Annotated in this window: 21 protein-coding genes and 1 tRNA gene; 14 read left to right on the top strand and 8 right to left on the bottom strand. The window is 65.9% G+C overall.

The features are described 5' to 3' along the window. Position 1 precedes the first annotated feature (1 nt). Entirely contained in the window at positions 2–418 is a 417-nt protein-coding gene (gene dksA, locus G342_RS0120615) for an RNA polymerase-binding protein DksA (protein WP_026304652.1), read from the bottom strand. A 369-nt stretch (positions 419–787) separates the two neighbouring features. On the opposite strand from dksA, the gene G342_RS0120610 reads away from it, so the two are divergent. From G342_RS0120610 to G342_RS0120595, 4 genes are all read left to right on the top strand, one after another. Next, positions 788–1276, top strand: coding sequence for a hypothetical protein (locus G342_RS0120610; protein WP_018185067.1), 489 nt, complete (start codon positions 788–790; stop codon positions 1274–1276). A 141-nt stretch (positions 1277–1417) separates the two neighbouring features. Then, positions 1418–1963, top strand: a complete 546-nt coding sequence (locus G342_RS0120605; protein ID WP_018185066.1) for a SixA phosphatase family protein — start codon at positions 1418–1420, stop codon at positions 1961–1963. An 81-nt stretch (positions 1964–2044) separates the two neighbouring features. After that, the gene (locus G342_RS0120600; RefSeq protein WP_018185065.1) at positions 2045–3508 is read left to right on the top strand and encodes a YcjX family GTP-binding protein; all 1464 of its coding nucleotides are present in this window, start codon (positions 2045–2047) and stop codon (positions 3506–3508) included. Continuing rightward, positions 3505–4527 carry a YcjF family protein gene (locus G342_RS0120595; RefSeq protein WP_018185064.1) on the top strand — a complete coding sequence of 341 codons (1023 nt, stop codon included), beginning with the start codon at positions 3505–3507 and terminating at the stop codon, positions 4525–4527. The genes G342_RS0120600 and G342_RS0120595 overlap by 4 nt, the downstream gene beginning before the upstream one ends. A 7-nt stretch (positions 4528–4534) precedes the next feature. Here the strand turns inward: G342_RS0120595 and G342_RS0120590 are convergent, their stop codons facing one another. The 3 genes from G342_RS0120590 to G342_RS0120580 all read right to left on the bottom strand — a co-directional run bounded on the left by G342_RS0120590 (position 4535) and on the right by G342_RS0120580 (position 6647). Beyond that, on the bottom strand, positions 4535–5047 hold the full coding sequence (locus G342_RS0120590) for a cupin domain-containing protein (RefSeq protein WP_156831041.1): 513 nt from the start codon (positions 5045–5047) through the stop codon (positions 4535–4537). A 120-nt stretch (positions 5048–5167) separates the two neighbouring features. Beyond that, the gene (locus tag G342_RS0120585; protein WP_018185062.1) at positions 5168–6196 is read right to left on the bottom strand and encodes an NAD(P)/FAD-dependent oxidoreductase; all 1029 of its coding nucleotides are present in this window, start codon (positions 6194–6196) and stop codon (positions 5168–5170) included. Positions 6197–6326: 130 nt separating this feature from the next. Next, positions 6327–6647 carry a 2Fe-2S iron-sulfur cluster-binding protein gene (locus G342_RS0120580; RefSeq protein WP_018185061.1) on the bottom strand — a complete coding sequence of 107 codons (321 nt, stop codon included), beginning with the start codon at positions 6645–6647 and terminating at the stop codon, positions 6327–6329. A gap of 818 nt (positions 6648–7465) precedes the next feature. Between G342_RS0120580 and G342_RS0120575 the strand changes: the two genes are divergently transcribed. From G342_RS0120575 to G342_RS25810, 5 genes are all read left to right on the top strand, one after another. Further along, positions 7466–13849: an apolipoprotein A-IV repeat region-like domain-containing protein gene (locus G342_RS0120575; RefSeq protein WP_018185060.1), complete on the top strand. Its 6384-nt coding sequence runs from the start codon at positions 7466–7468 to the stop codon at positions 13847–13849. A gap of 224 nt (positions 13850–14073) precedes the next feature. After that, the gene (locus tag G342_RS0120570; protein ID WP_018185059.1) at positions 14074–15315 is read left to right on the top strand and encodes an MFS transporter; all 1242 of its coding nucleotides are present in this window, start codon (positions 14074–14076) and stop codon (positions 15313–15315) included. A 95-nt stretch (positions 15316–15410) separates the two neighbouring features. Beyond that, a complete protein-coding gene (locus G342_RS25815) occupies positions 15411–15563 on the top strand; it encodes a DUF3309 family protein (protein ID WP_018185058.1) in 153 nt (50 codons plus the stop codon). 159 nt (positions 15564–15722) lie between these two features. Further along, positions 15723–16967: an MFS transporter gene (locus G342_RS24845; RefSeq protein WP_018185057.1), complete on the top strand. Its 1245-nt coding sequence runs from the start codon at positions 15723–15725 to the stop codon at positions 16965–16967. 119 nt (positions 16968–17086) lie between these two features. Then, entirely contained in the window at positions 17087–17236 is a 150-nt protein-coding gene (locus tag G342_RS25810; RefSeq protein ID WP_198010845.1) for a DUF1127 domain-containing protein, read from the top strand. A gap of 24 nt (positions 17237–17260) precedes the next feature. Here G342_RS25810 and G342_RS0120550 read toward each other — a convergent pair whose 3' ends face one another. Then, positions 17261–18163, bottom strand: a complete 903-nt coding sequence (locus G342_RS0120550; protein WP_198010844.1) for a trypsin-like serine peptidase — start codon at positions 18161–18163, stop codon at positions 17261–17263. A 172-nt stretch (positions 18164–18335) separates the two neighbouring features. On the opposite strand from G342_RS0120550, the gene G342_RS0120545 reads away from it, so the two are divergent. After that, positions 18336–18905, top strand: coding sequence for a sterol desaturase family protein (locus G342_RS0120545; protein WP_018185054.1), 570 nt, complete (start codon positions 18336–18338; stop codon positions 18903–18905). A 30-nt stretch (positions 18906–18935) separates the two neighbouring features. Here G342_RS0120545 and G342_RS0120540 read toward each other — a convergent pair whose 3' ends face one another. Beyond that, positions 18936–19220 carry a helix-turn-helix domain-containing protein gene (locus G342_RS0120540; RefSeq protein ID WP_026304651.1) on the bottom strand — a complete coding sequence of 95 codons (285 nt, stop codon included), beginning with the start codon at positions 19218–19220 and terminating at the stop codon, positions 18936–18938. Between the two features lie 174 nt (positions 19221–19394). Here G342_RS0120540 and G342_RS0120535 point away from each other — a divergent pair, with 174 nt between their 5' ends. Together G342_RS0120535 and G342_RS0120530 are read left to right on the top strand one after the other, a co-directional pair. Then, entirely contained in the window at positions 19395–19718 is a 324-nt protein-coding gene (locus tag G342_RS0120535) for a hypothetical protein (protein WP_018185052.1), read from the top strand. Positions 19719–19819: 101 nt separating this feature from the next. Then, positions 19820–20455 carry a class I SAM-dependent methyltransferase gene (locus G342_RS0120530; RefSeq protein ID WP_018185051.1) on the top strand — a complete coding sequence of 212 codons (636 nt, stop codon included), beginning with the start codon at positions 19820–19822 and terminating at the stop codon, positions 20453–20455. Between the two features lie 84 nt (positions 20456–20539). On the opposite strand, the gene G342_RS0120525 is transcribed toward G342_RS0120530, so the two are convergent. Then, positions 20540–20615: transfer RNA gene (locus G342_RS0120525), tRNA-Lys, on the bottom strand. Between the two features lie 237 nt (positions 20616–20852). On the opposite strand from G342_RS0120525, the gene G342_RS0120520 reads away from it, so the two are divergent. Then, a complete protein-coding gene (locus G342_RS0120520; protein WP_018185050.1) occupies positions 20853–23060 on the top strand; it encodes an esterase-like activity of phytase family protein in 2208 nt (735 codons plus the stop codon). Between the two features lie 292 nt (positions 23061–23352). On the opposite strand, the gene G342_RS0120515 is transcribed toward G342_RS0120520, so the two are convergent. Continuing rightward, on the bottom strand, positions 23353–24921 hold the full coding sequence (locus tag G342_RS0120515; RefSeq protein WP_018185049.1) for a 2-isopropylmalate synthase: 1569 nt from the start codon (positions 24919–24921) through the stop codon (positions 23353–23355). A 394-nt stretch (positions 24922–25315) separates the two neighbouring features. Here G342_RS0120515 and G342_RS24840 point away from each other — a divergent pair, with 394 nt between their 5' ends. Next, a complete protein-coding gene (locus G342_RS24840) occupies positions 25316–26425 on the top strand; it encodes a glycosyltransferase (RefSeq protein ID WP_018185048.1) in 1110 nt (369 codons plus the stop codon). Positions 26426–26992: the final 567 nt, after the last annotated feature.

The following is a 26992-nucleotide window of genomic DNA, read 5'->3' as shown; positions in this document are numbered from 1 at the left end:
TTTATTCGTCGCGGTAGACGCGCTCGCGCCGTTCGTGGCGCTCTTGCGCCTCGATCGAAAGGGTTGCGATCGGCCGCGCGTCTAGACGCTTGAGGCTGATCGGCTCCCCCGTTTCCTCACAGTAGCCGTAGCTGCCATCCTCGATGCGCTGCAGGGCAGCATCGATCTTGGCGATCAGCTTGCGCTGGCGATCCCGCGCCCGCAATTCGATCGCCCGGTCGGTCTCCGACGACGCACGGTCGGCCAGATCGGGATGGTTGACGTTCTCGTCCTGGAGGTGCTGGAGCGTTTCCCGGGACTCCCGGAGAATATCGTCTTTCCAGGCAAGGAGCTTCTTGCGGAAGTACTCCCTTTGCCGCTCGTTCATGAAGGGCTCGGCTTCCGTAGGCCGATACGCTTCAAGGGTATCTAACGTCATGAATGACCCCTGCTCGATGGCATTTCGGCGCGGAATATAGCGATGCGACACCCTTAGGACAACTGGTCGCGGACGTCTTTGTGAGAGAGCCGAAATAACCGCATTTCGGGCTCTTGACGGCACCCGATTTTGTACAGCCGATTCCGCCAAGATTTTGATATTTCTAGATTTCCTAACGGGGCTTCGGATATCGCCGAAGCCCGGCGCGGCAACGGAATACCGCGTGCCCGCCGTGGCATTAACGCAACGGAAGGTAAAACTTCGTTAATCTTAACGATGATTGAATGAGCGGGCTGTTTTGGCGCCGCTGCCATCGGCGACGCCTGAGACCGATCCGCGCGTCCGCGCGGCTGACCGAGGAAGCCGTCCGTGAGCCAGCCCCTTCTCCAGCCTGCCCTGCGTCAGCAAGACCGGGAAGCCGATTCGTCATCGATTCCCGCAGTCCTCAGTTTCGACGACGCGGTCCGGGTCTGCGCCCGGATCGAGGCGACGATGGAGGCGCTGCTGCAAATGATCGAGGCGGAGACGATGCTGCTTCGCAAGGGCCATTTCGTCGCCGCGGCCGAGCTGGAGATGCGCCAGGGCGACTATGCCCGCCGCTATATCGACGAACTCGGGCGCATCGGCGCGATCGGCGATCGTCTCGATCATTTCGCCCCCGGCTCCGTGGCCAGGCTCCGCCGACTGCACGAGCAGTTCTGCGCCGTGCTACGGATCGACATGGCCGCGCTGGCCACCGCGCGCGCCGCATCCGCCCCGGCGCCCGCCCCCCTGCCGCAACCGCCGGCGCGGCCCGTCATCGTCGCGCAGGCGGCACCGATCCGCGACCCCAGACTCGCCCGGGCCGCCGCCGGCTGAGAGCACGCAAGCACCTCCCCGCCCAAGGCACGGAACGGATTGAAGTCGACCCGCAGCCGTGTCAGCGTATCGCATCGACCGCCGCGCCGGCTTGGTTCCGGCGAGCCGGCCGCCCCCGGAACAGGAAACGATCCGATCGCCATGCGCCTTCTTCTGCTCCGTCACGCGAAATCGGCCTGGGACGTGGCCGGGCTTGCCGATTTCGACCGGCCGCTGGCGCCGCGGGGCCGGCGAGCGGCGACGATGATCGGCGAGCATCTGGCGACCCATCGGCTCGTCCCCGACCGCATCCTCTGCTCCTCGGCTCGCCGCACGCGCGAAACGCTGATGGGGCTGATGCCGATGATCCCAAGCGATCTCGACATCCGCATCACGCGCGATCTCTACGACGTCGGTGCCGACGCCTATCTCGACTGCATCGGCGCACTCGGCGGCAATGCCCGTCATCTGATGCTGATCGGGCACAACCCGTCCATCCAGGACACAGCCCTCGAACTGATCGGCAATGGCAATCCGGCGCTGCGCGAGGAAATCGCCGCCAAATTCCCGACGGCCGGCCTCGCCGTCATCGATTTCGACATCCACAAATGGTCGGAACTCCGGCCGCGTACCGGACGGATCGTCGCCTTCTTCCGCCCTAGGGAACTGGAACTGGTCGGCGGCGAGCCCGTCATCGACGACGAATAGGTCTTTTGTCGTCCGCGCGCTGTGCCTACATGGGACGCGGCCGGCTCATCGGCCAGATCGAGCGGCCAGGAACGGGTACCCTTGAAACTGACCACGCTGACCGACGAAGCGCGCCTTGCCCTGTCGACCCTGGGCGACCGCGCCGCGGATTTCGTCTCGCCGACCGTTCGGCTGGGCGTAACCGGGCTGGCCCGCGCCGGCAAGACCGTCTTCATCACCGCCCTCGTCCACAATCTCGTCCACGGCGGCCGCTTGCCGCTGTTCCGCTCCTATGCGTCGGGCCGCGTCACCGGCGCTCGCCTGGAGCCGCAGCCGGACGACGACGTGCCGCGCTTCGACTACGAAGACCATGTCCGCGCGTTGGTCAACCAGCGCATCTGGCCGGATTCGACCTATCGGATCAGCGAGCTCCGGCTGACGATCGCCTATGAATCCGCCTCCTATTTCAAGCAGCGCTTCGGGCCTGGAAAGCTGCATCTCGACATCGTCGACTATCCGGGCGAATGGCTGCTCGACCTGCCGCTGCTCGCCAAGGACTACGCGCAATGGTCGCGCGAGGCGCTGGAGCTGGCAAGGAGCCCGTCCCGGCGCATCGCTGCGGCGCCCTGGCTGGCCAGACTCGAAACGATCGATCCGGCGGCGCCGGAAGAGGAAGGCGTGGCCCGCGAGCTGGCGGCACTGTTCACCGACTATCTGCGCGCCTGCCGCGCCGACGAGAACGCCCTCTCGACGCTACCGCCCGGCCGCTTCCTGATGCCGGGCGACCTCGAGGGCTCACCCGCCCTCACCTTCGCACCCTTGCCGGAGGGCGCCTCGGGCAGCCCTGCTGGCTCGCTCGGGCGCATGATGGCGCGGCGCTACGAAGCCTATAAGTCGGTGGTGGTGAAACCGTTCTTCCGCGATCATTTCGCCAGGCTCGATCGCCAGATCGTCCTCGTCGATGCGCTGAACGCCCTCAACGCTGGCCCCGCCGCCGTCGCGGATCTCGGCGCCGCGCTGACCGAGATCCTCGGCTGTTATCGCCCCGGCTCCGGCTCCTGGCTCGGCAGCCTGCTCACCCGCCGCATCGACCGGATCCTGATCGGCGCCACCAAGGCGGATCACCTGCACCATGCCGATCATGACCGGCTGGAGGCGATCCTCGCCCGGCTGCTGGCGCCGGCCATCGAGCGCGCCTCGGCTGCCGGGGCCCGCGTCGAGGTCGCCGCGCTCGCCTCGGTCCGGGCGACGCGCGAAGGCGTCGTCGTGCAGGACTCGGAAAAGTTGCCGTCGATCATCGGAACGCCGCTGGCGGGCGAAACGATCGACGGTGAGACCTTCGATGGCAAAACCGAAATCGCCTTCTTTCCCGGTGACTTGCCGAACGATCCTGAATCAATTCTTGCAGGCGCTGACTCAACTTCTGAAGTCAGCCAGACGGCGTTGCGCTTCGTCCGCTTCCGCCCGCCGGCACTGGAGCGAACGGCCGAGGGCATCACGCTGTCGCTGCCGCATATCCGCCTCGACCGGGCGCTCGAGTTCCTGATCGGAGACCGGCTGGCATGAGCGACGCACCGCGCAAACCGACCGCTTTCCGGCTCGATCGGATCCGTGTCGTCGACGATCCCGACATCGCCCATCGTCCCGGCGACCGCCCCGTGGTCATCGCCGAGCCGGAGAATATCGATCTGCCGGTGGTGACGCCGAAGCCGCCGCGTCGGACACGCTGGGCCAACATCCTCGCCTCGGCGCTGGGCATCCTGCTGTCGCTCGGCATAGGGCTTGCCGTCGACCAGTTGATCCGCGACCTGTTCCAGCGCGCCGAATGGCTCGGCTGGTTCGCCGTCGCCGTGGCCGCCGTGGCCCTCGTCGCCCTCGCCGCGCTGGTGGTCCGCGAGGTCGGCGGTCTGCTGCGCCTGCGCCGGATCACGCGGATCCGCGAAGCGGCGGAGGACGCCGCCCGCCGCGACGACCGCATCGCCGCACGGTCTTCCGTCCGCGACCTGACCGCCCTCTACAGCGAGCGGCCCGACACGGCACATGGGCGCGCGGCGCTCGAATTGCACGCGACGGAAATCATCGACGGGCGCGACCTGATCGGCCTGTCGGAGCATGAATTGTTGCGGCCGCTCGATGCCGCCGCGCAGACGCTGGTGCTCTCGGCCGCAACGCGGGTGACGCTGGTAACGGCGATATCGCCGCGCGCCGCGGTCGACCTGCTGTTCGTGTTGTTCACGGCGCTGCGGCTGATCCGCCAGCTCGGCCAGCTCTATGGTGGACGGCCGGGAACGCTCGGCTTCCTGCGCCTCGCCCGCACCGTCATCGCCCACCTCGCCGTCACCGGCGGCATGGCGGCCGGCGATTCCGTCGTCCAGCAGATCCTCGGCCACGGCATCGCCGCCCGGCTATCGGCCCGGCTCGGCGAGGGCGTGATCAACGGCATCCTAACGGCGCGGGTCGGCATCGCCGCCATCGACGTGTGCCGCCCCCTGCCCTTCGTCGCCGAGAAGCCGCCGGCCATGGCCGATTTCATGGCCGAACTCACCAAGCTGAACACCGGCAAGGCGACCAAGAAGCCGGAGTGAGCGCCGCTCAGGCGGCCCAGAGGGCCAGCAAGGGGCCCTCGACGCCGGTGATCGGGTCGCCGGCCGGCATGCCGACGGCGCGAATGCGAGCACGGACAGCGGCCTTGTCGACGACATCGTCGGCCCGGATCAGATCCCAGCGCTGGCCGACCGGATAGGCCCCGACCACCAGGAGATCCGGGCTGGAGTGCAGCCGCTTGTGGCCGACGCCGGCGGGAATGAGGACCGCATCGCCGGCGACCAAGTCGACCGGCGTTCCGCTCTCGCCGCCGAGTTGCACCGTCACGGTGCCCGTCGCGATGCCGAGCACCTCATGCGCGGTCGAATGATAGTGATGGAACGGATACATGCCGTTGCGCCATGTGCCGCCCCAGCCATGCGAGACGAACAGGCGCTCGAAGGCAGAGCTCCGATCCGTACCATCCTCGGCCAAAGCCTGCCGGTAGAGGATCAGAGGAAGATTCGGGTTGTTGGGAACATCGCCGCCATCGGCGAAAAGGTGCGCGCTGGGGATCATCATCGACTCCGGCAAAGGGCATGCGGCAAACGGCGATCGCCGGCATGCGGTTCCCGTCCGGTACAGCGCGCCGGCCAGATCGGGAACCCGTGGGAAAAGGCGCCGCGCGATGCGGCGCCGACGTCAGGTGACGCCGAGCTTCTTCTGCAGGCTCGTCGACGACGTGGTGTACTGGAACAGGATCTTCTTGTCCGGGAAGACGATCCGGCTCGCCGCCTGCGCCATCAGCGCCGCCTCGTGGAAGCCCGACAGGATCAGCTTGAGCTTGCCGGGATACCAGTTGATGTCACCGATCGAGAAGATGCCGGGCTCGGAGGTCTGGAACTTCTCGGTGTCGACCTTGATCAGGTTCTCATGCAGGTTGAGGCCCCAATTGGCGATCGGGCCGAGCTTCATGGTCAGGCCGAAGAACGGCAGCATCCGCGTGGTCGGCAGGCGATGCTCCTGGTCGTCATTGTCGGTGATCACCGCATGCGAGACGTGGCCATTTGCACCCTCGAGGCCGGTCACCTGGCCGAAGACGAGCTTCATCTCGCCGGCTTCGACAAGCGCCCGCATCTTGTTGACGCTGTCGGGAGCGGCGCGGAAGGCATCGCGGCGATGCATCAGTGTGACGCTCCGAGCGATCGGCTGCAGGTTCAGCGTCCAGTCGAGCGCGGAATCGCCGCCGCCGACGACCAGAATGTCGTGATCGCGGAACGCTTCCATCTTGCGGACGGAGTAGAAGACCGACTTGCCTTCGAAATCCTCGATGCCCGGCACCGGCGGGCGCTTCGGCTGGAACGAGCCGCCGCCAGCTGCGATGACGACGACCTTGGTCAGGAACACCTTGTCGGCATCGGTGGTTACGCGGAACGATCCGTCCTCGAGACGCTCGATGCCGTTGACCTGCTCGCCGAGATGGAAGGTTGGATCGAACGGCTTGATCTGCGCCATCAGGTTTTCCGTCAGCCCGTCACCGGTGATGATCGGAAAGGCGGGAATGTCGTAGATCGGCTTTTCCGGATAGAGCTCGGCGCACTGGCCGCCCGGCTTGTCGAGAATGTCGATCAGATGACAGCGAACGTCGAGAAGACCGAGTTCGAAAACGGCAAACAGCCCGACCGGGCCCGCACCGACGATCACGACATCGGCTTCGATCGTTTCGCTCATGATCATTCCGTTGCAAGTGAAAACGCGCGAATGAACGCGGGCGACGTTTAGCGACTGACGCCGCCGCTGCAAAGCATCAAAGTTCTGCCGTCTGGCGCCAGCCTAGCAAAACGTTCCGCTCGGGACTGAATCAGCCCTGGCGCTCGGGAATGCGTACGATCAGGCCGTCGAGTTCCGGCCTAACGCGGATCTGGCAGGACAGGCGCGAATTCGGCTGCACGTCCTGCGCGAAGTCCAGCATGTCCTCTTCCATGGCCTCCGGCTCGCCCGTCGCGGCGACCCAGGCCTCGTCGACATAGACGTGGCAGGTTGCACAGGCGCAGGCGCCGCCGCATTCCGCCTCGATGCCCGGAATGGCATTGCGAACGGCATTTTCCATGACGGTGGTGCCGTCGCGGGCTTCGATGTCATAGGGCGTGCCATCGAAGGCAATATAAGTGATCTTGGCCATGGGATCCGGAACGCTGGAAAAGACCGCCCCCTATAGGCGAAATGAGCCACATGTGCCAAGGGCCACGACCGACAAGGGCCGCGACGGATCGCCCATCCGGCGCCACTCGTGCCTCCCGCTTGCTTCGTACCGATCGCGGCGCGCAACCATCTCCGTCGCCACTCGGCAAGCCATGAAGAAGCTCGTCGCTTGAAAAGCTGCTGCTATCGTTAACAAAAGCCAGCGCCCGCAGGGCCCGGAATCCTTCCACTTTCGAACGATCTCTGCCACGACGGCACCGCGCCTCGCCAGACCCGGCGAATGCCGGATCCAGTCCAACGGCAGACCATCTACACAAAATGACTCGAAAGAGAGGAACGACCTACGGGCGCGCAAGATCAGAACGATAGATGTTTCAGAAAAATCGGAAGCGGAGAGCCTGAGGCCAGCTTTTCAACACAATGAATGCTACGCACGACTTGATGGCACGGCAACTGACTCAACGAAAGCTTCGATCAACTCGAAGAGCTGAGTCGGACAGCGTTTGCGGGAGGCGTCGCTGTTTGTAAATACCTTGTTAACAAATCGCGGCCGAAAGCCATGCTTTCTTGTACCCCTGCGCTGAATGTGCCAAAAGGTGGGGCTACGGGCAAGGGTGTGAAGGCCGACCCGGCATCGCGTAGTATTGCGATTTCGGGAGACGGGCTGATCTACGGGGTGTAGCGACTTCGGCGCACGTATAAAGCGCCAGCTGTGTCCTGGAAGCATCCTCGTGCTTTTGGCGGGTCAAACCGTCGAAGCGGCCGACAGAGTATCGAGTACGGACGCGAGGCTAAAAAATGGCGAATACCCCGAAGTCCAAGGACCCGGCGGATGCAGCGCTCACCGCCGTGGAGGAAGCGCTCCGCATCGATTTCAACGCTCCGGCCGGCGGGCCCAATTCAAGGGCGGCGGCGGCAACCGTTCCCCGGGATCGTCGTCTAGAACCCCCTCGCCTGCAGGACGCGCCGCGCAAGGGCGATGCTCCCCGCAAGGGTGACGCGCCGCGCAAGCCCGAGGCAGGACCTTCCGCCGCGCCGAACCGTGCCATCCCGTCGCCCGCTCGCGATGACGCCAATGCCGCCCCGCGCGGACGACAGCCTGGTCGCGGCCGCATGCCGGCCAATGACGACCGCCGCGTCGCCGGCGCCGCGGCTCCCGCCCCCCGCCCGTCGCGCCTGATCTATCCGCTCGCCACGCTGCTTTCCGTCGCGTGGGCCGGTGCCATCGCCGCTTATGTGACGTCCGCCGACATTAGCCTCTTCTCCGGCGACACCGCCGTCGGCTCGGCCCAGTTCACTAATATCGCCCTCGCCTTCGTGCTGCCGATCGGCATCATCTGGGGCATTGCGATGATGATCGCCCGCGCTCAGGAAATGCGCATCGCCGCGCGCTCCATCTCGGATGTCGCCGCCCGCCTTTCCGAGCCCGAAGACGCCGCCTCCGAGGCAGTGGTTACCGTCAGCCAGGCCATCCGCCGCGAAGTCGCCGCCATGGGTGACGGCATTGAACGCGCTCTCGCCCGCGCCAGCGAGCTTGAGCTCCTCGTCCACAACGAGGTCGCCGCCCTCGAGCGCTCCTATTCCGACAATGAAGTCCGCATGCGCGGCTTGATCGACGACCTCGCCAACCAGCGCGAGGCGATCGTCATCAATTCCGAGCGCGTGCGCACCTCGATCGTCTCGGCGCAGGAATCCCTTTCCAAGGATCTTGGCGAGGCGAGCGAGCAGATCGCCGCCAACATCATCGGCTCGGGCGATCGGATCACCCAGGCGCTTGCCGGCCGCGGCGAGAGCATCACCTCCGCCCTCGGCAGCGCAGGTGATGAGATGATCAGCAAGCTGTCCGTGCGCGGCGAGGATCTCGTCAACCGCCTGTCGAGCGCCGCCACCGACGTCACCGAATCGCTCTCACGCACCAGTGTCGAAGTCACCGACGTGCTGCTTGCCCGCAGCGCCGACATCAACGACACGCTCGAGACGACCGGCCGTGCCATGGCCGAGAACGTCGCGGAGCGCGGCCGCGAGGTCAACGAAACGCTGGCCCGTGTCACCGAGGAGCTGACCAACGGCCTCGACCGTCGCACCGCCGACATGACCCGTTCGATCTCGGTCACCGGCAACCAGGTTGCCGAGACCATCTCGCTGCATACCCGCGAAGTGAATGCCGCGCTGAAATCCAACGCCGACAGCCTGATCGTCGATCTGGCGCTGCGCGGCCAGGAGATCAACGAAAAGCTGGACGAGACCGGCACCCGCATCGCCGACACCATTACCGCGCGCGGTGGCGATCTCGCCGACCGTCTGTCGCTGACCGGCGACCGGATCCAAGACGCGATCGCGATCGACGGCAGCGGCCTCGCAGACCGCCTGACCGCCGCCGGCGACATCATGGCCAACCTGATCGAAGCCCGCACGGCCGCGCTGCGCGATACCATCGACGGCGCTTCCAACGCGGTCAACGAGACCTTCGACGCCCGTTCGGCCGAACTGACAGAGCGTCTCGCCACGGTCGGCGGCGAAGTCGCCAAGGCGATCGCCGTGCGCGGTCTCAAGGTCAACGAGACCATCATCGCCTCCGGCAACGAGATCTCCGAGACGATCGCGGCGCGCGCCGGCCTGCTGCATGAGCGAATCGTCGATTCAGGTCGGCAGGTCGCCGACAATATGGAGAGCCGCGGCACGGCCGTTTACGACCTGATCATCGAATCGAGCCAGCAGCTCGCCGATGCGATCGAGACGCGTGGCACCGCCGTGCACCAGAAGATCCTCGCCTCGGGCAACGAGATTGCCTCGACGATCGAGAGCCGTGGCACGGATATCCATGAGCGCATCGTCGCTTCGGGCAGCCGCTTCGCCGACGAAATCGCCAGCCGTGCCGACAGCGCGCACCAGCAGATCCTCGCCTCCGGCAACCAGCTGGCCGACGAGATCGAAAGCCGCGCCGGCGCCGTGCACCAGCGCATTATCGCCTCGGGCACCAACCTGTCGGGCGAAATCGAGCGCCGCGCCGAGGCCGCTCACCAGCTGATCGCCGCATCCGGCGCCAATCTCGCCAACGAGATCGAGAACGTCCACGGACGCATCCTCTCCTCGGGCAGCGAACTGGCTAAGGACATCACCGATCGCGCCGATGCCGTCCACCAGAGCATCATCGCATCCGGCACCGAGCTGTCGGCCGAGATCGAGCGTCGCGCCATCGAAGCGCAGGAGCGCATCCTGGCCTCGGGCACCGACGTCGCCGGCGTGATCGAGAATCGCGGCGCCGCCGTGCATCAGCGCATCGTCGCCTCCGGCACAGGCCTGGTCGACGAGATCGCCAGCCGCGCCGATGCTGTGCACCAGCAGATCCTTGCCTCCGGCACCGAGATCGCCGACCAGATCGAGACCCGCGGCTCGGCGGTGCATCAGCGCATCGTCGCTTCCGGTACGGGCCTGGTTGACGAGATCGCCAACCGCGCCGATGCCGTGCATCAGCAGATCATCGCCTCCGGCACCGAGCTCGCCGACGAGATCGAGAGCCGGGCGACGACCGTCCATCAGCGCATCGTCACGTCGGGCACGGATCTGGCCGACGCCATCGAGAACCGCGCCACCGCCGTGCACCAGCGCATCGTCGCCTCGGGAACCGAGTTGGCCGACGAAATCGAAAGCCGTGCCTCGACCGTCCACCAGCGGGTCATCGACGCCGGCTCGGGCCTGATCAACCAGATCGAGAGCCGCACCGGCGCCGTGCATGACCGCCTCGTCGCGGCCGGCTCAGCCCTGGTCGGCGACATCGCCAGCCAGGCCAATCTGGCCCATGAGCAGGTGATTGAATCCGGTTCGACGCTCGCCGACCTGATCGCCAGCCAGACGCTCTCCGCCCACCAGCAGTTCCTGTCGTCCGGCAACACTCTGATCGGCGAACTGTCCAGCCAGGCGCGCGCCGCCCATGACGAGATCCTCTCGTCCGGTTCCGGCCTCGTCGACCAGATCGCAAGCCAGGCCCGTGCCGCGCATGAGCAGATCATGGCCTCGGGTTCGACGCTCGCCGACGAAATCGCCACCCAGGCGCTGACCGCGCATGACCGGATCCTGACGACCGGCTCCGATATCGCCAACGAGATCGAAGGCCGGGCCAACGCGGTGCATGACCGCATCGTCTCCTCGAGTTCGACCCTGATCGGCGACATCGAGAACCAGGCGCTGCAGGCGCATGAGCGCATCGCGGCCTCGGGTTCGAGCCTCGCCAGCGAGATCGAGAACCGCGCCGTCAACATCCACGACAAGATCGTCGACACGTCGAGCCGCTTCGGCGACCTGATCAACGATCGCGGCCTGGCCATCGCCACCGGCCTAGACGAGCGCTTCGCCGCGCTGCGCGACATCATCGAGGTCCGCGGTCCGGAGCTCGTCACCCGCTTCGCCGACCGCGCCAATCTGATGGACACGACGCTGGCCGATCGCCTGACCGGCTTCGGCGACGCCATCGAGGCCAAGATCGGCACGGTTGCCGACACGCTCGACAGCAACACCCGTCGCATCGACGAGGCGCTCGACACCCGTTCGCGCCAGATCAACCAGACCCTGATCGAGCGGACGCGCGACATCGCGGAGGCGTTCACCACCGGCCAGTCCGAGATCGGCACGATCATCGACGACCGACTGTCGGACGTGACCAACCGCCTGTCCGACCGGACTCAGGCGCTGTCGGACATGCTGTCCGAGCGCTGGCACACGATCAACGAGACGCTGGGCGAGAAGGCGGTCGAGGCTGCGAACAGCTTTGACGCGCGCGCTACCCAGATGGACCAGATCCTTTCGACCCGCCTTGGCGACATCACCTCGACGCTCGGCCGTGAATCGGTCCGTGTCGCCGAGCAGATCGTTGGCTCGCTGTCGCAGGCGACCGAGCATCTTGTCTCGGCCTCGACCAGCACCAGCGAAGCGCTGCGCTTGTCGGCCAGCGATGCCTCGCAGACGCTGACCCAGTCGGCCGATGTAGCGGCGCAGGCCTTCTCGCAATCGGCGGCGCACGCAACCCACGCCCTGTCGCAGTCGCTCGACGACGTCTCGCAGACGCTCGCCCGTTCGGCCGCCGGCGCTTCCGAGGCCGTGACCCTTTCCGCCGCCCAGGCTTCCGAACGCCTGTCGCAGGTGGCGACGTCGACGGTCGACCTGCTGGCGTCCTCGAGCGCCGAAGCCGCCGGCCATCTGTCGCGCGTCTCCTCCGAGGCAGCCGAGCAGATCTCGCGCGTTTCGCTCGAGATCGAGCAGAGCCTCGGCGGCCGTGCCATGAACACGGCCAGCGCGCTGGAGGAGCGGACCCGCGCCTTCAACGAAGTGCTGGAAACCCGCAGCGCCGAGCTGGCCCAGTTGCTGGATGGCGAAGGCAACCGCCTGGTCGCCACCATCGACCGCCGCGGCCATGACCTGACCAGCAGCGTCGCCAACGCCGGCGACACCATTGTCGACCTGCTGTCCTCGAAGGGCTCCGAGATCGTCTCGATGGTGCTGTCGCGCACCGACGAAGCCGCCCGCGCCCTGCTTGAGAGCGGCGAGACGGTGTCGCAGAACTTCAGCTCGACCAATGAGCGTCTGCGCACCGACGTCGCCGGCATCGTCGAGCGTCTGGCGCAGTCGAACGACATGCTGAATGCGCTGCTGACCCGCACGACCGACAATCTCAACCAGATCGAGACCGGCCTTGCGACCCGCACCGGCGAGTTCGCCCAGGCGATCGAGCAGGCCATCGGCGGCACGCAGAACTCCTCGAATGTCCTCGCCTCGCAGGTCGCGATGCTCCGGGACGTTTCCAAGGACGTGCTCGAGAATGTCGGCGCCATCGCCGGCCGCTTCGAGGACCAGGGCCGTTCGCTCAGCGAGGCTGCTCGCAGCCTGACGTCCGCCAATACGGACATCGAGGGCTCGATCGAACAGCGCCGCGTCGCGCTCGACCAGCTCGCTGCGACGCTGGCCGCCCGCTCGACCGAGCTGGACGGCATGATGCGCAACTTCACGGAAACCGTCAGCGCCTCGCTGAAGGATGCCGAGGAACGCGCCGGCGAAGTCGCCAAGATGCTTGCCCGTTCGAGCGAGACCGCTGCCAAGGGCGTGCTCGAGAACCTCGAAGGCATGCAGGCCACCGCCAGCAACGAGAGCCTCAAGGCCGCCAATGTGGTGCGCGAGGCGAACCGTGCGCTGATGGACGACATGGCCGCCGTCGTGGCCCAGGCGACGAAGCAGTTCTCGGCCGCCACCGACGAGATGCGCTCCGCCGCCAAGGAGATGCAGCAGGACCTCGAGGTCACGCGCAACGAGCTGAAGCGCGGCGTGCTCGAGCTCCCAACCGAAACGCGCGAGAGCGCCGACGCCATGCGCCGCGTCGTCACCGACCAGCTGAAGGCGCTGACCGAGCTTTCCGACATCGTCGGCAAGCACGGCAAGTCGCTCGACGTCTCGGTCCCCGGCACCCCGACGCCGGCCCCGCGCGGTCGCGTCTCCGAGGCTTCGGCCGCGGCGACCGCCTTCGCCCGGCCGCAGCCGGTGCGCCAGGCGGCGCCCGAGCCGATCCGCAGCGCGGCTCCCGCCGCAGCGGTCCAGGTAGCCCAGCGTCCGGCTACGGCACGGCCGGCCGTCGCGGAGCAGCCGCGTCCGACCGTGCAGCCGGCCGCCCCGGCACGCCAGCCGGCCGCGCCCGCCCCGGCCCGCGCCGAGGCCAAGCCCGCCCCGGCGACCGAGGATGCCGAGCCGCGTGGCTGGGTATCGGATCTGCTGCGTCGTGCCTCGCGTGACGAGGACCACAACACGGCTCCGGTCGAGCGGCGCGAAGAAGCGCCCGCCGCCCGCAACGGCAGCAATGGCAGCGGTTCGCTCGGCAATTTGTCGACCGACATCGCGCGCGCCATCGATCCCCGCGCGGCGGCTGACCTCTGGGAGCGTCACCATCGCGGCGAGAAGAACGTCTTCACCCGCCGCCTGTACACGCTGGCGGGCCAGCAGACCTTCGACGAGATCCGCCGCAAGTATCAGCGCGAGGCGGAGTTCAAGGCAGCGGTCGATCGCTATGTCGGCGATTTTGAGCGCCTGCTGAACGAAGTCGCGCGCGGCGGCCAGGATCCGGCGGCCAGCAACGCCTACCTCGTCTCCGACACGGGCAAGGTCTACACCATGCTCGCCCATGCGAGCGGCCGCTTCGACTGATCGGATCGATCTCGGAAATAGCGAAAGGGCGCGGCCAAGGCCGTGCCCTTTTTTGTGCGCTTCAGCCGGCTGACGTTGCGGCGAGAAGGTCACACGAGCCCCACTCCGGTCGCTCCGGCGAAGTTCGCGATTGTCGCGGCTGGTTGCAAGGCGATAGACAGGCGACGCAGTTTGCGCAGCGCCCTTCCCCTTGCTCGCGCAGCAGAGGTCCGGACCTCCTTTACATGCCCGATACATCGACCGCGCATCAGCGTCACAGCTTCGGAGCCTTCCAGCACCGCGGCTTCTTGTATTATTGGCTGTCCCGCCTTTGCGCGACCTTCGCCGTCAACATCGTCAGCGTCTCGGTCGGCTGGCAGGTCTACGACATGACCCGCGATCCGTTCGATCTCGGCCTGATCGGTCTGGTGCAGTTCCTGCCGGCGCTGCTGCTGGTGCTGGTCACCGGTTCGGTCGCCGATCGCTTCAACCGGCGCATGATCATGGCGCTCTGCCTCGCCGGCGAAGCACTCTGCGTGTTGGGTCTTCTGCTGTTCACGATTTCGGGCAGCCAGGCCGTTTGGATCGTCTTCGCCGTGCTGCTGTTCTTCGGCGTCGTCCGCGCCTTCATGGGGCCAGCCTCGCAGTCTCTGGCGCCCAATCTGGTGCCGCCGAAGGATCTCGCCAGCGCCATTGCCTGGAACTCCTCCGCCTGGCAGATCGCCACCATCGTCGGCCCCGTCACTGGCGGCCTGCTCTATGGCGCGGCGTCGGAGGCCTCCTATGCCGTCGCCCTGATCCTGATGGCGATCGGCGCGGTGCTGATCCTGATGGTGCCGAAGCCCGCCCAGAAGATCCTCAACGACAAGGCGAGCTGGGAAACGGTTATTGCCGGCTTCCGCTATGTCTGGAAGGAAAAGATCGTGCTGGGCGCGATATCGCTTGACCTGTTCGCCGTCCTGCTCGGCGGCGCGACGGCGCTGATGCCGATTTTCGCGCGCGATATCCTCGAGGTCGGACCTTGGGGCCTCGGCCTGCTGCGGGCAGCGCCGGCCGTCGGCGCGCTGACGGTCGCCGCCTGGCTCGCCTTCAACCCGATCCGCAACCATGCCGGCCTGCTGCTGTTCGGTTTCGTCACCGTGTTCGGCCTCTCCACCATCGTCTTCGGCCTGTCGACGCTGGTCTGGCTTTCGGTGGTGGCGCTGGTGGTGATGGGCGCCAGCGACATGGTCAGCGTCTATATCCGCGAAACGCTGATCCAGCTCTGGACGCCGGATGCGGTGCGTGGCCGCGTCAACGCGGTCAACATGGTTTTCGTCGGCGCCTCGAATGAGCTGGGTGAATTCCGCGCCGGCATGTCGGCGGCGGTGTTCGGCGCCGTCACCGCCGTCGTCATCGGCGGCGCCGGCACGGTTGCGATCGCCGCGATCTGGTCGCGTTATTTCCCGGATCTCCGCCGCGCCCGCCATCTCGACGGTCGCGCCTGAAATGCTCGGCCGGCTTCCCATGTCTGGAACCGAATGGCGGCTCAACGCATTGAACTGAGCCAGCAAATTCGGGGCAAATCATTCGGGGAGCCGTCATGAGTACCATTCTTCTGATCGTGGTCGTGATCCTTCTGATCGCCGCGCTGCCGAGTTGGCCCTACAGCTCGGGCTGGGGCTATTATCCGAGCGGCGGACTGGGGCTGATCCTGATCATCCTGCTCATCCTGCTGCTGATGGGCCGCCTGTAGCGCCCGCATCGTCCAGCTTTTCGACCCAGAGAGGCGGCTGCCGGCCACGGCGGCCGCCTCGTTCGCGATTCGGCGGGCCGCGATGACATTCCTGCACTATCGCCGGCCGGACACATGCGGTAGCAGACGCGTCCCCTTTTGCCTTTGGATGCGTCAGCCATGCCTCGCCCCGATTCGATCGCGGACGAAAACCGTACCTCCCGCGAGCGCATGCTCGCCTGTCTTGTCCTCGTCGTCGGCACGCTGGCGACCATGGTGTCGATCGATCTGGTCCTGCCGGCGATTCCCGCCCTGCCCTCGCTGCTCGGCGGCGACGCGCAAGCGGCGCAATACGTGCTGGCGACCTATATGGGCGGCTCCAGCATCGGCCTCATCCTGTTCGGCAGTATCGCGCAGCGCTTCGACGCGCGCCTGCTGCTCGGCGGCTCCCTCGTCGCCTATGCCATCGTCTCGGCGCTGGCGGCGTTCGCGACCGACATCTGGACGCTGAACGCCATCCGCGTGGTGCAGGGCGCCACTTCGGCCGGCGCGGCGGTGCTTCCCGCGCCGATGCTGCGCCGCCTGTTCAGCGAGACGGGCGCCGTCCGCGCCATCTCGGTCATCGGCAGCATCCAGTCGCTGGTGCCGGGTCTGGCACCGTTGATCGGCGCCTGGTTGCTGCATGTTTCCGGCTGGCAGGCCGCGTTCATCGTGCCTGCCATTCTCGGCGCCGCCGTCGGCGCGGTCATCCTGGCCAAGCCGTCGCTGTTGCCCGCCAACCCGCCGATTGCCGCCGACCAGAAGCGCGGCAGCTATCTCGCCTTGCTGCGCAACGGTCCCTATCTGCGCTACGCGCTCAGCCATGCGCTGATTCTGGGCGGGCTGATCACCTTCGTATTCAGTGCTCCCTATGTGATGGTCGAGACGATGGGCAGCTCGGTCAACGCCTTCGTCATCCTGCAATTGCTGACGGTGGCGATGTTCGTGGTGACGTCGAACCTCGCCGGCCTGTTCGCCCATCGCTGGGGACCGGAACGGCTGGTGACGATCGGCACGCTGATGGTGGGCGGCTCGGCGCTGGCGATGCTGGCCTATGCCTTCGCCGGCGGCTCCAGCGTCGTCGTGCTGCTGTTCATCATGCTGCCGGTCTCGGGCGGGCTCGGCCTGCGCGGCGGCGTCGGCTTCGTCAAATCCCTCGCCGCTTCCGCGCCGGACGAAGCGCGCGGCTCCGCTGCCCTGATGCTGGCAATCACGCTGCTGCCGACCATCGGCACCGCCCTGGTGGCGCCGTTCATCCAGTTCGGCCTGCCGGCGCTCGCCGTCGCCTTTGCCGTAATAACGCTGCCGGCGGTCGCCTGCATCTACCTGTTGCCGCGCTTCGAGGGCACCACCAATCTGAGCACGACAGCAGTGCATCTCGGCTGATCGCGCAAGGCCCGGCCTCCCAGCCTTACGCGACGTGACCCTCGTCACATCCAGTCGCCGGCATTTCCTCTATCAAGCATCACCGGACGAATTCGACCGGAGTCTTGGAGGAGATGACGATGACCAGGAACACGCTGAACCTCACCCGCTGGCTGCGCCACCGTCGCGCCCGCCACACCCTGCTGGCGATGGACGATCGCATGCTCTCCGATCTCGGTGTCAGCCGCTCGGAGATCGATCTGTATGTCAGCGGCGCGCGCCTGCGCTGATGGGCCGCCCCCTCAGTCGCCGGATCAAAATCCGCCGGAGGCGAGCGCGCGCCCGGCGTCCAGAATGGCAGCGTCGGTCCCGAGCGCCGTCGTGACGCTGCCGCCCTTCTCGCTATAGGGCGCGCCCTTGTAGCGAGGGTCACGCCACGGTCCCGTCGTGATCGTGATGCCGCGAAACACCAGCTCGCCATTGACGCGCGAGAGGTGCATGCCACCCGACGAAGCTCCGGTCGCATCGCAATCGGTGCGGAAGAACGATGTCGCCGCCGCCGAGCGCGACTTGTCGATCGCCCGCCGCACGCGGCAACCCTGCGCCACCGGAATATCGCGATCAACCTCGCGCTCCATTTCCGCCGGATGCGCGGAGATGACGACCAGCTTGTCGCCGGACTTGACCGGCACGTCGGGCGCGACCGGAAACGGCACCGCCCCCTGCACCGGCTCGACCAGTCGCACGATCGCAAAATCGTTGTTCGAGCCCGGCTTCGGCTTCTTCGAGCCGAAATGCGTGTTGCCGTCGACCACGAGATCGATCATCGGACCGCCAGGGCTCTGAGGCCGGAAGAAGCATTTCCAGCGCCGCTTGCCCGAAGGCTCGAAGAATACGTGCGCCGCCGTCAGGATCTGCTGGTTGGTGAGGAACAGCGCCGCCGATCCGACCGAGGGCGACGGCGACAGGCAGCCGACATAGCCGGAAACCTGGCGGATACGACTGATCTCGCCGCGCGACAGGCCAAGCGACGGCCCGATCGCCAGCAGCGAATCGCGATCATCCTCGCCATCGATGATGTTGACGCGCTGAAGATGCGACGGCCCCGCCATGAGACCGGAGCCTGTCGGCCATGCCTGTCCCGCGGGAAGGGCGAGATCGAAAGCCTGCGATGCGGCGGGAAAACAGAGAAAGAGGCAGAGGATGAGGGTGCGCATGGCGTGAACCATGCCACGCGTCTGCCGATGCGTCACCTGCCTCCCACCCCTCGTTGCATAGAGTTCAACATATTTGACGGACGCGACAGTTCGACACTTGTAGTTCAGGCCCTAAGCTGGCTCAATTCACGAGCGCGCTCATCCTGACGTTGACCGAGACTAGGTTGTCAAAATGCAGTTGAGACCGGTCACCTATTATTCCGACTTCATCGTCTACCCGGCCACGCTCGCGGCGCTGATCTTGGCAGCCATCCTGTGGCATGGCCCCCTCAACCCACTTCTATGGATCGTCGCCTATGGCGTGGGGCTGTTCGTCTGGACACTGGCCGAATATCTGATCCACCGCGGCATCCTGCACAATATGGTCTACTTCCGCGACCTGCATGAGAAGCACCATGCCAGGCCGACGGACCTGATCGGAACGCCGGTCTGGTTGAGCTTTCTGGTCATCGCGGCGGCCGTATTCTGGCCGAGCTGGCGCCTGTTCGGCCTCGGCATTGCCAGCGGCTTCACCGCCGGCGTCGTGACCGGCTATGTCGGCTACAGTTTCGTCCACCATGTGCTGCACCACTGGCGCATGCCGCATGACAGCTACCTGTACAAGGTGAAACGGCGGCACGCCCTGCACCACCACAGCGAGCTTGAAGGCAATTTCGGCGTGACCACCCTGTTCTGGGATCACGTCTTCGGCACCGCCCTGCCGGAGCATCCCGGCCAGCCCAAGCCTTCCGACCGGACCTGACGGGCAGGGCGACGGAAGTCCGATATCCGGCTAGTCGTCGTTGGCGGAGCTCAGTTCCTCGGGGCGCTTGCCCTCGTCCGTCTGCGCCCGGCCAAGCCGTACGCCCGGCCCGCCGTCGACCGACTGGCCCTCGTCCTCGAAGATCACCCCCGCCCCCTCCAGCGCGCTGCGAAGGAGAGGGTCGATCCGCGGCGTCAGCGCCTCCCCGTTCTCGAAGTGCGCGATCAGATCGATGGGGACGCCCGATCGGCCGGCCAGATCTTCAAGGCTCCAGCCAAGACCGGCTCGCGCCATCCTGCATTGAACGCCATTCATGCCTGCACACCATGTTGGATCTCATCACCTGGGCAGTAGAGCATCAGCCTGCGGCGACGGCAATCAGAGGCCGCTCGCCGTACGGCGACAGTTTGTCTGGCGCGGTACGGCGGAGCGGGACTTGCGAGCCCCGGCCGCTCGTCCCATGATTGTGGCCAGCCCGAAGGAGACAGCATGTTCGAGCCCCCGTTCCTGACCGGACGCCTGATCGCCGCGGCGCGCGCGCTGACCGGCATCAGCCTCGACGACCTGGCCAGGACCACCCGCCTGGAGGCGGAAAAGATGCGGCTGGCCGAGGATAGCGGCAGCGCCTGCCTGTCGTCGGCCGAGGATTCGGAGGCGATCATCCGGGCGCTCGAGCATTTCGGCGCCGTATTCCTCGCCGAGGGCGGCGGTCTCGGCGCGGGTGTACGGCTGAAATTCACCCGCCTCGACGTCAAGCAGATTACCCGTATGGAAGGTGAAGGCGGCCCGGCTGGCGACGACGACGTTCCCTGAGTTCGCACCCGCCTCGCCCCAATTCTCGCCTCAATGGCGACAAAGCATGACAACGCCTGCGATGGATCCAGCCGGCTCCAATTGCAAACAAGAGGTGTAGAATGCTCGAGAACATCGGGACCGAAGGCTACATGACGATCTCAAAGCCGGTGGCCGAGGTGGCCCTGGTGCTGGATTGGATCCTTGCCGACAACAGATCCCCCGTGGTCGCCGAGATCGGGACGGGGGTCGGCGCCACGACCAAGACGATCGTCGAAAAGCTCGACAATCGCGGGCGACTGCTGATCTTCGACTATCAGGACAGGGTGGATGGGCTGACCGCGGACTTCCGCGACCTCGGCTATTCGAACATCGAGCCATTCGGCAATACCAGGCTGCGCTTCGACAGCTACAACTGGAACCTCGCCAAACTTGCTCTTAAAGCGCGCGAGACCGGGCCGTGCCTCGACTTCGCGTTCCTGGACGGCGCCCACACCTTCACAGTCGACGCGCCGGCCACCCTCGTCCTCAAGGAGCTGGTGAAGCCCGGCGGCTATCTTCTGCTGGATGACCTGCTCTGGACGATGGCGACGTCGCCGACCATGAAAAACATCGCCGCCGACCTCTACACCAGTGAACAGATGGAGACGCCGCACATCAGGATGATCTGCGAGCTGTTCATGGCAAACGATCCCGCCTTCCAGCGGGTGACGGAAGGGATCTCGACGAGCCGGGCGCTCTACCGAAAAAAGGCCTGAAATCGGGGATCAGCGCCGCATCCCGAGGCTATAGCCACCAAAGCAAAAAGGCCACCAATCGGAGATTGGCGGCCTTTTCGAAAGTGGTGGGTGCACTAGGGATCGAACCTAGGACAAGCTGATTAAGAGTCAGCTGCTCTACCAACTGAGCTATGCACCCATTCCTTGGCGGCGTCGAAGCCTGCGCTGCGACGCCCGGAACGAGGCGGTATGTAGCAAAGCGCTTCCGGCCTGTCCAGCCGCGCTTTCAACGGACTGTGGAAATCTTCGCGCCGGCTGTCCAGAGCGGCACAGAACCGTCACCGGACTGTCATCGGCACGTCATCCGTCGCCGCTCTATTGCGCCGCAATCCTGGGCGTCAGCGCCACGGACAGCCATGAAATGATTGGGGAATTCATGTTCAAGCCGATCCTGCGCGGCGCCCTCGCCGCGACCCTTCTCGCCGGCACCGCCCTCGCTTCGAACGCTGCGGAAAACTTCAACCGCATCAGCACGTTCCACGTCATCGACAATCTGCCTGGGGATGCCGATGCCAAGGAGAGCACCGTCGCCGAAATCATCACGGCGACGGAAGACGGCAACACGCTGGTCTATACAGATAGCCCCGGCAAGCGGATCGGCCTGATCGACATCACAGATACGAAGGCGCCGAAGCCGGCCGGAACCGTCGCGCTTGAAGGCGAACCGACCTCGACGGTCGTCGCAAACGGCATTGCGCTGGTCGGCGTCGTCACCTCGAAATCGAAGAGCGAGCCCTCGGGCCATCTCGCCATCGTCGATCTCGCCACCAAGACCGTGAAGGCGACCTGCGACCTCGGCGGCCAGCCCGATTCGCTCGCCAAGAGCCCGGACGGCAAGTTCCTCGCCATCGCGATCGAGAACGAGCGAGACGAGGAGATCAACGAAGGCGCCATCCCGCAGCTTCCGGGCGGCGCGCTGGTCAGCTTCGCGATTCAGCCCGACGGCTCCGTCGACTGCGCCAGCAAGACGGTCATCGACGTCACCGGCCTTGCGGAGATCGCCCTGACCGATCCCGAGCCCGAATTCGTCGATATCAACGACAAGAACCAGGTCGTTCTCACCCTGCAGGAGAACAACTACATCGTCATCGCCGACCTCGGCACCGGCAAGGTCGTGAACCACTTCCCAGCCGGAACCGTCGACCTCGACGGCATCGACGTCAAGAAGGACGGCGTGATCGACCTCTCCGGCAGACTGGAGAAGGTCGCCCGCGAGCCGGACGGCGTGCAGTGGATCGACGCGACGCGCTTCTTCACCTCGAACGAGGGCGACTGGAAGGGCGGTTCGCGCGGCTTCTCCATCTTCAACATCGACGGGACGCTCGAATATGACTCGGGCACATCGCTCGAATACGAGACCGTCCGCCTCGGCCACTATCCGGAAAAGCGCAACAAGAAGGGCAACGAGCCGGAAGGGGCCGAGTTCGCGACCTTCGGTTCCGACAATCTGATCTTCGTCGGCTCCGAGCGCGCGTCCCTCGTCGGCGTCTACAAGGACGAGGGCGCCGGCAAGGCTCCAACCTTCCTGCAGGCGCTGCCGGGCGGCATCGGCCCTGAGGGTCTGCTGGCCATCCCGGCCCGCAACCTCTTCGTGACGGCGGCCGAGAACGACCTGCGCGAGGACGGCCTGATCGGTTCGGTCGTGACGATCTATGAGCGCAGCGACGCGCCGGCCGCCTACCCGACCATCGTTTCGGCCGACAAGAACAGCAAGCCGATCGGCTGGGCCGCCCTGTCCGGTACGGTCGCCGACGCGAAGGAGCCCAGCAAGCTCTACGCCGTCATTGACAGCGCCCAGTCGATCGGCCGCATCCTGACGATCGACGCGACCAAGACCCCGGCCGTGATCACCGACGAGATGACTGTGACCAAGGACGGCAAGCCGGTCGAGAATCTCGACCTCGAAGGCATCGCACTTGCGAGCGATGGCGGCTTCTGGCTCGCTTCGGAAGGCAATCCCGAGCGCGAGAAGAACAAGACGCAGTCGTCGCTGGTCCGCGTCGACGCCAAGGGCGTCGTGCAGGAAGAGATCGCCCTGCCGGAAGCGCTGGCGGCGCATGCCACCCGCTTCGGCTTCGAGGGCGTGACGGTTACCGGCTCCGGGGCCGACGAGACGGTCTGGGTCGCCGTGCAGCGCGAGTGGAAGGACGATCCGAAGGGCTTCACCAAGCTCCTCGCCTACAAGCCGGCGTCGAAGGAATGGGGCGCCGTGCACTACCCGCTCGACAAGGCCGCAAAGGGCTGGGTCGGCCTCTCCGAGCTGACCGCGGTTCCGGGTGGCCTCGTCGCCATTGAGCGCGACAACCAGATCGGTCGGGACGCCAAAATCAAGAAGCTGACCTTCATCTCGCTCGACGGCGTTACGCCGGCCCCGCTCGGCGGCGACCTGCCGAAGGTCGCGAAGCAGGACCTCTACGACCTGCTGCCGGCCCTGCAGGCGACGAACGGCTACGTCCTCGACAAGATCGAGAGCTTCGCCCTCGACGTCGCCGGCAATGGCTACGCGATCACCGACAATGACGGCGTCGACGACCATTCCGGAGAGACGCAGTTCCTCCGCCTGGACTTCGATCTGCCCAAGTAAGACGGTCTCCCGGCCGACGATCGGCGGCGTCCTGTGAGAGCGGGGCGCCGCTCCGCTTGAACCCTCCCCTTGAGGGAGGGGCAGAACCGCAATGCGGTTTGGGAGAGGGGCCGCGACAGGACTACAGAGCCGACACATCGAGACAAGGCGCCGGACTGATCGGCCGGCTCCCCCTCCCCGAAAATGCCAAGGCATTTTCGACCCTCCCGCAAGGGGAGGATTCAAACGGAGCCAAAAAACAAGAACGGCCGCGTCATCGACGCGGCCGTTTTGATTCAATCGAACTAATTGATCAGGCGTTGACGGCCTGGGCGTGCTGGCGCTGGCGCTTCACCATCAACTTGTTCAACGACGACAGATACGCCTTGGCCGAGGCGACCATGGTGTCCGGATCGGCGCCCTTGCCGGTGACCGACTTGCCGTCTTCCTCGAGCCGGACCGAGACCTCGGCCTGCGCGTCGGTGCCCTCGGTGACCGCATGCACCTGGTAGAGCGACAAAGTCGCCTCGTGCGGCACGATCGCCTTGATGGCGTTGAAGATCGCGTCGACCGGGCCGTTACCGGAGACTTCCTTGGTGACGTGCGAGCCTTCGACATCGAGGCTGATGATTGCCTTCGCGGCGCCGCCGGTACCGGCGATGACCGTCAACGACAGGAGGCGGATCGACTCGGCGGCGGTGGCCACCTCGTCGCCGATCAGCGCCTCGATGTCCTCGTCATAGACATGCTTCTTGCGGTCGGCCAGATCCTTGAAGCGCTTGAAGGCGTCTTCCAGGGCGTTCTCGCCGACCTCGTAGCCGAGATCCTTCAGCTTCGAGCGGAAGGCGTGGCGACCGGAATGCTTGCCCATGACGAGCGAGGTCGCCTTCACGCCGACGCTCTCCGGCGTCATGATCTCGTAGGTCTCGGCGTTCTTCAGCATGCCGTCCTGGTGGATGCCGCTCTCATGCGCGAAGGCGTTCCGGCCGACGATCGCCTTGTTGTACTGGACCGGGAAGGCCGAGACGTTGGAAACCAGCTTGGAGGCGCGGGTCAGCATGGTGGCGTCGATGCGCGTGTCGTAGGGCATGACATCGCGACGGGTGCGGATCGCCATGACGATCTCTTCCAGCGCGGCGTTGCCGGCACGCTCGCCCAAGCCATTGATCGTGCACTCGATCTGGCGCGCGCCACCTTGGATGCCTGCCAGCGAATTGGCGACCGCGAGGCCCAGATCGTTGTGGCAATGGGTCGAGAAGATGGCCTTGTCGGAATCCGGCACCCGCTCGATCACTTCGCGGAACATCGCCGCATATTCTTCCGGCACGGCATAGCCGACCGTATCGGGCAGGTTGATCGTCGTGGCGCCGGCCTTGATGGCGGCATCGACGGTACGGACCAGATATTCGATCGGCGTGCGGGTGGCGTCCATCGCCGACCATTCGACGTCCTCGACCAGATTGCGCGCCTGCGCGACGGTGGCCGAGATGATGTCGAGCACCTGCTCCTCCGTCTTGCGCATCTGGTGCGCCAGATGGATCGGCGAGGTCGAGACGAAGGTGTGGATGCGCGAGCGCTTGGCGACGCGGACGGCTTCGCCGGCCCGGGCGATGTCGCCCGAAATGGCGCGGGCGAGGCCGGCGATGGTGACATTGTCACCGGCGCGCTTGGCGATCTCGTGCACGGCCTCGAAATCGCCCTGGCTGGCGATCGGGAAGCCGGCCTCGATGATGTCGACGCCCATTTCCTCCAGCAGTTCGGCGACCTCGAGCTTCTCCTCGAAGGTCATCGACGCGCCGGGGCACTGTTCACCATCGCGCAGCGTGGTGTCGAAAATGACGATCCGGTCCTTGTCGGAGGACGAATTCGTGGTCGCGGTCATGTTGGTCTTCCTTGTCGGCGGCCCGGCACACGAATGGCGCTCAGGGCATGAATGGCGGAGGTCTTCGCGTTCATTCCCCTGAGTGCCCGCCCGTCACGGGGCAGCCGACGCTCAGGGGCGTCTAAGGAGAAGAAGACCACGAAGAGCGGACATGGCGCGGCCGGTCGCGGCGAACGCAACCCGGTCATCAGCACCATTTGTCGTAAAGAGCAGCACGCTCTCGCCCTCGTCTACAATCCGCGGACGGCTCGGCATCGCGCCAGCGTCCAGACTGGAAGACCTTTAGCAAAGGATTCCCGTCCCGCGCAAGGCGGCAATCAAGCCGCAGCCGTTTCAGTTGCGCGGAGTTTTGGCGGATTGCTATAGAGCGCGGGAACCAGAGGACCATGCGACCATGACCGTCGATCCAGCACGAACGAAGGACGGCGGCGGCAAGCTGCGCATTCTCGAGGTCAACGCCCACCTTTTCCGGATAGCGGCGCCGGATCAGACCGATTTCTTCTGGGCCGGCCGCAAGCCGGAAGGCCAGATCAGCGCCCTGTTCGGGCCGTCGGCATTCTTCCGCACCCTCAAAGCCCTGCGCGGCGGGGAGTACGACCTCGTCGTCGTCGACGGACCGCCGCTACCTGCCTGGCATCCGCGCACGTGGCTGACCGCGTTGCGCGACTATCACGTCCGCGCCCCGAAGGCGCTGTTCGCCATCGCCGCGTCCCGGCTGATGCACCATTTCCACGCCGTGCCGGTCGCCGTTATCGACGTCAACGATTCCTTCGGCATCGGGCGGCACAATTTCGGCCTGATCGATCGCTGCCACAGCTATTTCAAGCGCGAGCTGACCGCCGACCGCTGGCAGGTGTTCTTCAAGTCGAGCCATTGGGACCTGCCCGGCCGCCGCTGGCGTTCCATGAAGAGCTCGCAACGCCGGATCAAGAAGCTGCGGCCGATCCATCTTGGCTATCCGTCGCAGCCGATGGTCGAGCCGACGACGCAGAAGACCTCGGACGTGTTTTTCGCCGGCGACATCTCGCCGAACAGCACTGTCCGCACCGACGGCATAAAGGAGCTGCTGGCGCTGCGCGACGAGGGCTATGTCATCGACGTGCCGGACAAGCCCCTCGACCGCAAGACGTTCCACCAGCGCCTCGCAAGCGCCCGCCTCGCCTGGTCGCCGATGGGCTATGGCTGGGATTGCTACCGCCACTACGAGGCAAGCGAGCTCGGCACCGTGCCGCTGATGAACTATCCGACCATCCTGCAGCACCGGCCGTTCCGCGAGAGCGAGCACTGCTTCTACTATTCGGTAGAGCCCGGCGGCCTCTCCCGCGCCATCCGAGCCGCGCTCAAGGATCCCGCCCGCCTCGCCGACATGGCGGTGGAAGCCCGCACCTATACGCTGCAGCACCACACGGCCCGTGCCCGTGCGGAGTATGTCGTCGCGACGGTGCTGGGGAGAAAGCTGGACGGGAGCCGGGTCGTACGCGGTGACGGGGCTCACGCTCAGTGATCGCGGACGAGCGGAATGCATGAGACTCGGCATGAGAGCACTACGTTGACATCGTAGGTTGCCTTGGTGCGATGCTCGCCCGAGGCGGGGCCCCTCACATTGCGCGTTGAACGAGGTGAGGCGCCCAGCCCAGCCTCGCCCCCCCGTCATCTGCGAAAGCAGAGATCCATCCATCCGCGCCAGAGGCGCGTTTCACGCGGCCAACAACCTGGCTGAATGGATCCCGGGCCAAGCCCGGGATTGTCTGTTTGGAATTTGCTAGATGGTTTGGGCCGGTTGCGGGTTTCGAAACGGCCATCCCGAAACCCGCGTCCATGGCCGAGACCGTCCCGGGATCGGGCGCCTGCCCGTCGTCATCTGGGTCCGGCGGTGGACCGGCTTCGCTTGCTTGTTGACTTGATGGGGCCGCGTTCCCGCGAGCCCGCAGACAATCCGAAGCCAGGACAAACCATGCCATCACCCAGCCCAGCCGTCGAGACGGTGCCGCGCATCCTCGGCATCGACGTCGCCAAGGAAACGGTCGTCCTGCACGACAGCACCTCCGGCCAAACCCTTGTCCTCTCCAAC

The sequence above is a fragment of the Kaistia granuli DSM 23481 genome, assembly GCF_000380505.1.
GTDB lineage: Bacteria > Pseudomonadota > Alphaproteobacteria > Rhizobiales > Kaistiaceae > Kaistia > Kaistia granuli.
The sequence above is the reverse complement of the archived record's forward strand: the minus strand, read 5'-3'. Positions and strand labels throughout refer to the sequence as shown.

Bases quoted from the DNA above. Each gene is read 5' to 3' on its own strand.
- dksA (WP_026304652.1), bottom strand. From the start codon at position 418: ATGACGTTAGATACCCTTGAAGCGTATCGGCCTACGGAAGCCGAGCCC.
- G342_RS0120605 (WP_018185066.1), top strand. From the start codon at position 1,418: ATGCGCCTTCTTCTGCTCCGTCACGCGAAATCGGCCTGGGACGTGGCC.
- G342_RS0120595 (WP_018185064.1), top strand. From the start codon at position 3,505: ATGAGCGACGCACCGCGCAAACCGACCGCTTTCCGGCTCGATCGGATC.
- G342_RS0120590 (WP_156831041.1), bottom strand. From the start codon at position 5,047: ATGATGATCCCCAGCGCGCACCTTTTCGCCGATGGCGGCGATGTTCCC.
- G342_RS0120585 (WP_018185062.1), bottom strand. From the start codon at position 6,196: ATGAGCGAAACGATCGAAGCCGATGTCGTGATCGTCGGTGCGGGCCCG.
- G342_RS0120580 (WP_018185061.1), bottom strand. From the start codon at position 6,647: ATGGCCAAGATCACTTATATTGCCTTCGATGGCACGCCCTATGACATC.
- G342_RS0120575 (WP_018185060.1), top strand. From the start codon at position 7,466: ATGGCGAATACCCCGAAGTCCAAGGACCCGGCGGATGCAGCGCTCACC.
- G342_RS0120570 (WP_018185059.1), top strand. From the start codon at position 14,074: ATGCCCGATACATCGACCGCGCATCAGCGTCACAGCTTCGGAGCCTTC.
- G342_RS25815 (WP_018185058.1), top strand. From the start codon at position 15,411: ATGAGTACCATTCTTCTGATCGTGGTCGTGATCCTTCTGATCGCCGCG.
- G342_RS24845 (WP_018185057.1), top strand. From the start codon at position 15,723: ATGCCTCGCCCCGATTCGATCGCGGACGAAAACCGTACCTCCCGCGAG.
- G342_RS25810 (WP_198010845.1), top strand. From the start codon at position 17,087: ATGACCAGGAACACGCTGAACCTCACCCGCTGGCTGCGCCACCGTCGC.
- G342_RS0120550 (WP_198010844.1), bottom strand. From the start codon at position 18,163: ATGCGCACCCTCATCCTCTGCCTCTTTCTCTGTTTTCCCGCCGCATCG.
- G342_RS0120545 (WP_018185054.1), top strand. From the start codon at position 18,336: ATGCAGTTGAGACCGGTCACCTATTATTCCGACTTCATCGTCTACCCG.
- G342_RS0120540 (WP_026304651.1), bottom strand. From the start codon at position 19,220: ATGAATGGCGTTCAATGCAGGATGGCGCGAGCCGGTCTTGGCTGGAGC.
- G342_RS0120535 (WP_018185052.1), top strand. From the start codon at position 19,395: ATGTTCGAGCCCCCGTTCCTGACCGGACGCCTGATCGCCGCGGCGCGC.
- G342_RS0120530 (WP_018185051.1), top strand. From the start codon at position 19,820: ATGCTCGAGAACATCGGGACCGAAGGCTACATGACGATCTCAAAGCCG.
- G342_RS0120520 (WP_018185050.1), top strand. From the start codon at position 20,853: ATGTTCAAGCCGATCCTGCGCGGCGCCCTCGCCGCGACCCTTCTCGCC.
- G342_RS0120515 (WP_018185049.1), bottom strand. From the start codon at position 24,921: ATGACCGCGACCACGAATTCGTCCTCCGACAAGGACCGGATCGTCATT.
- G342_RS24840 (WP_018185048.1), top strand. From the start codon at position 25,316: ATGACCGTCGATCCAGCACGAACGAAGGACGGCGGCGGCAAGCTGCGC.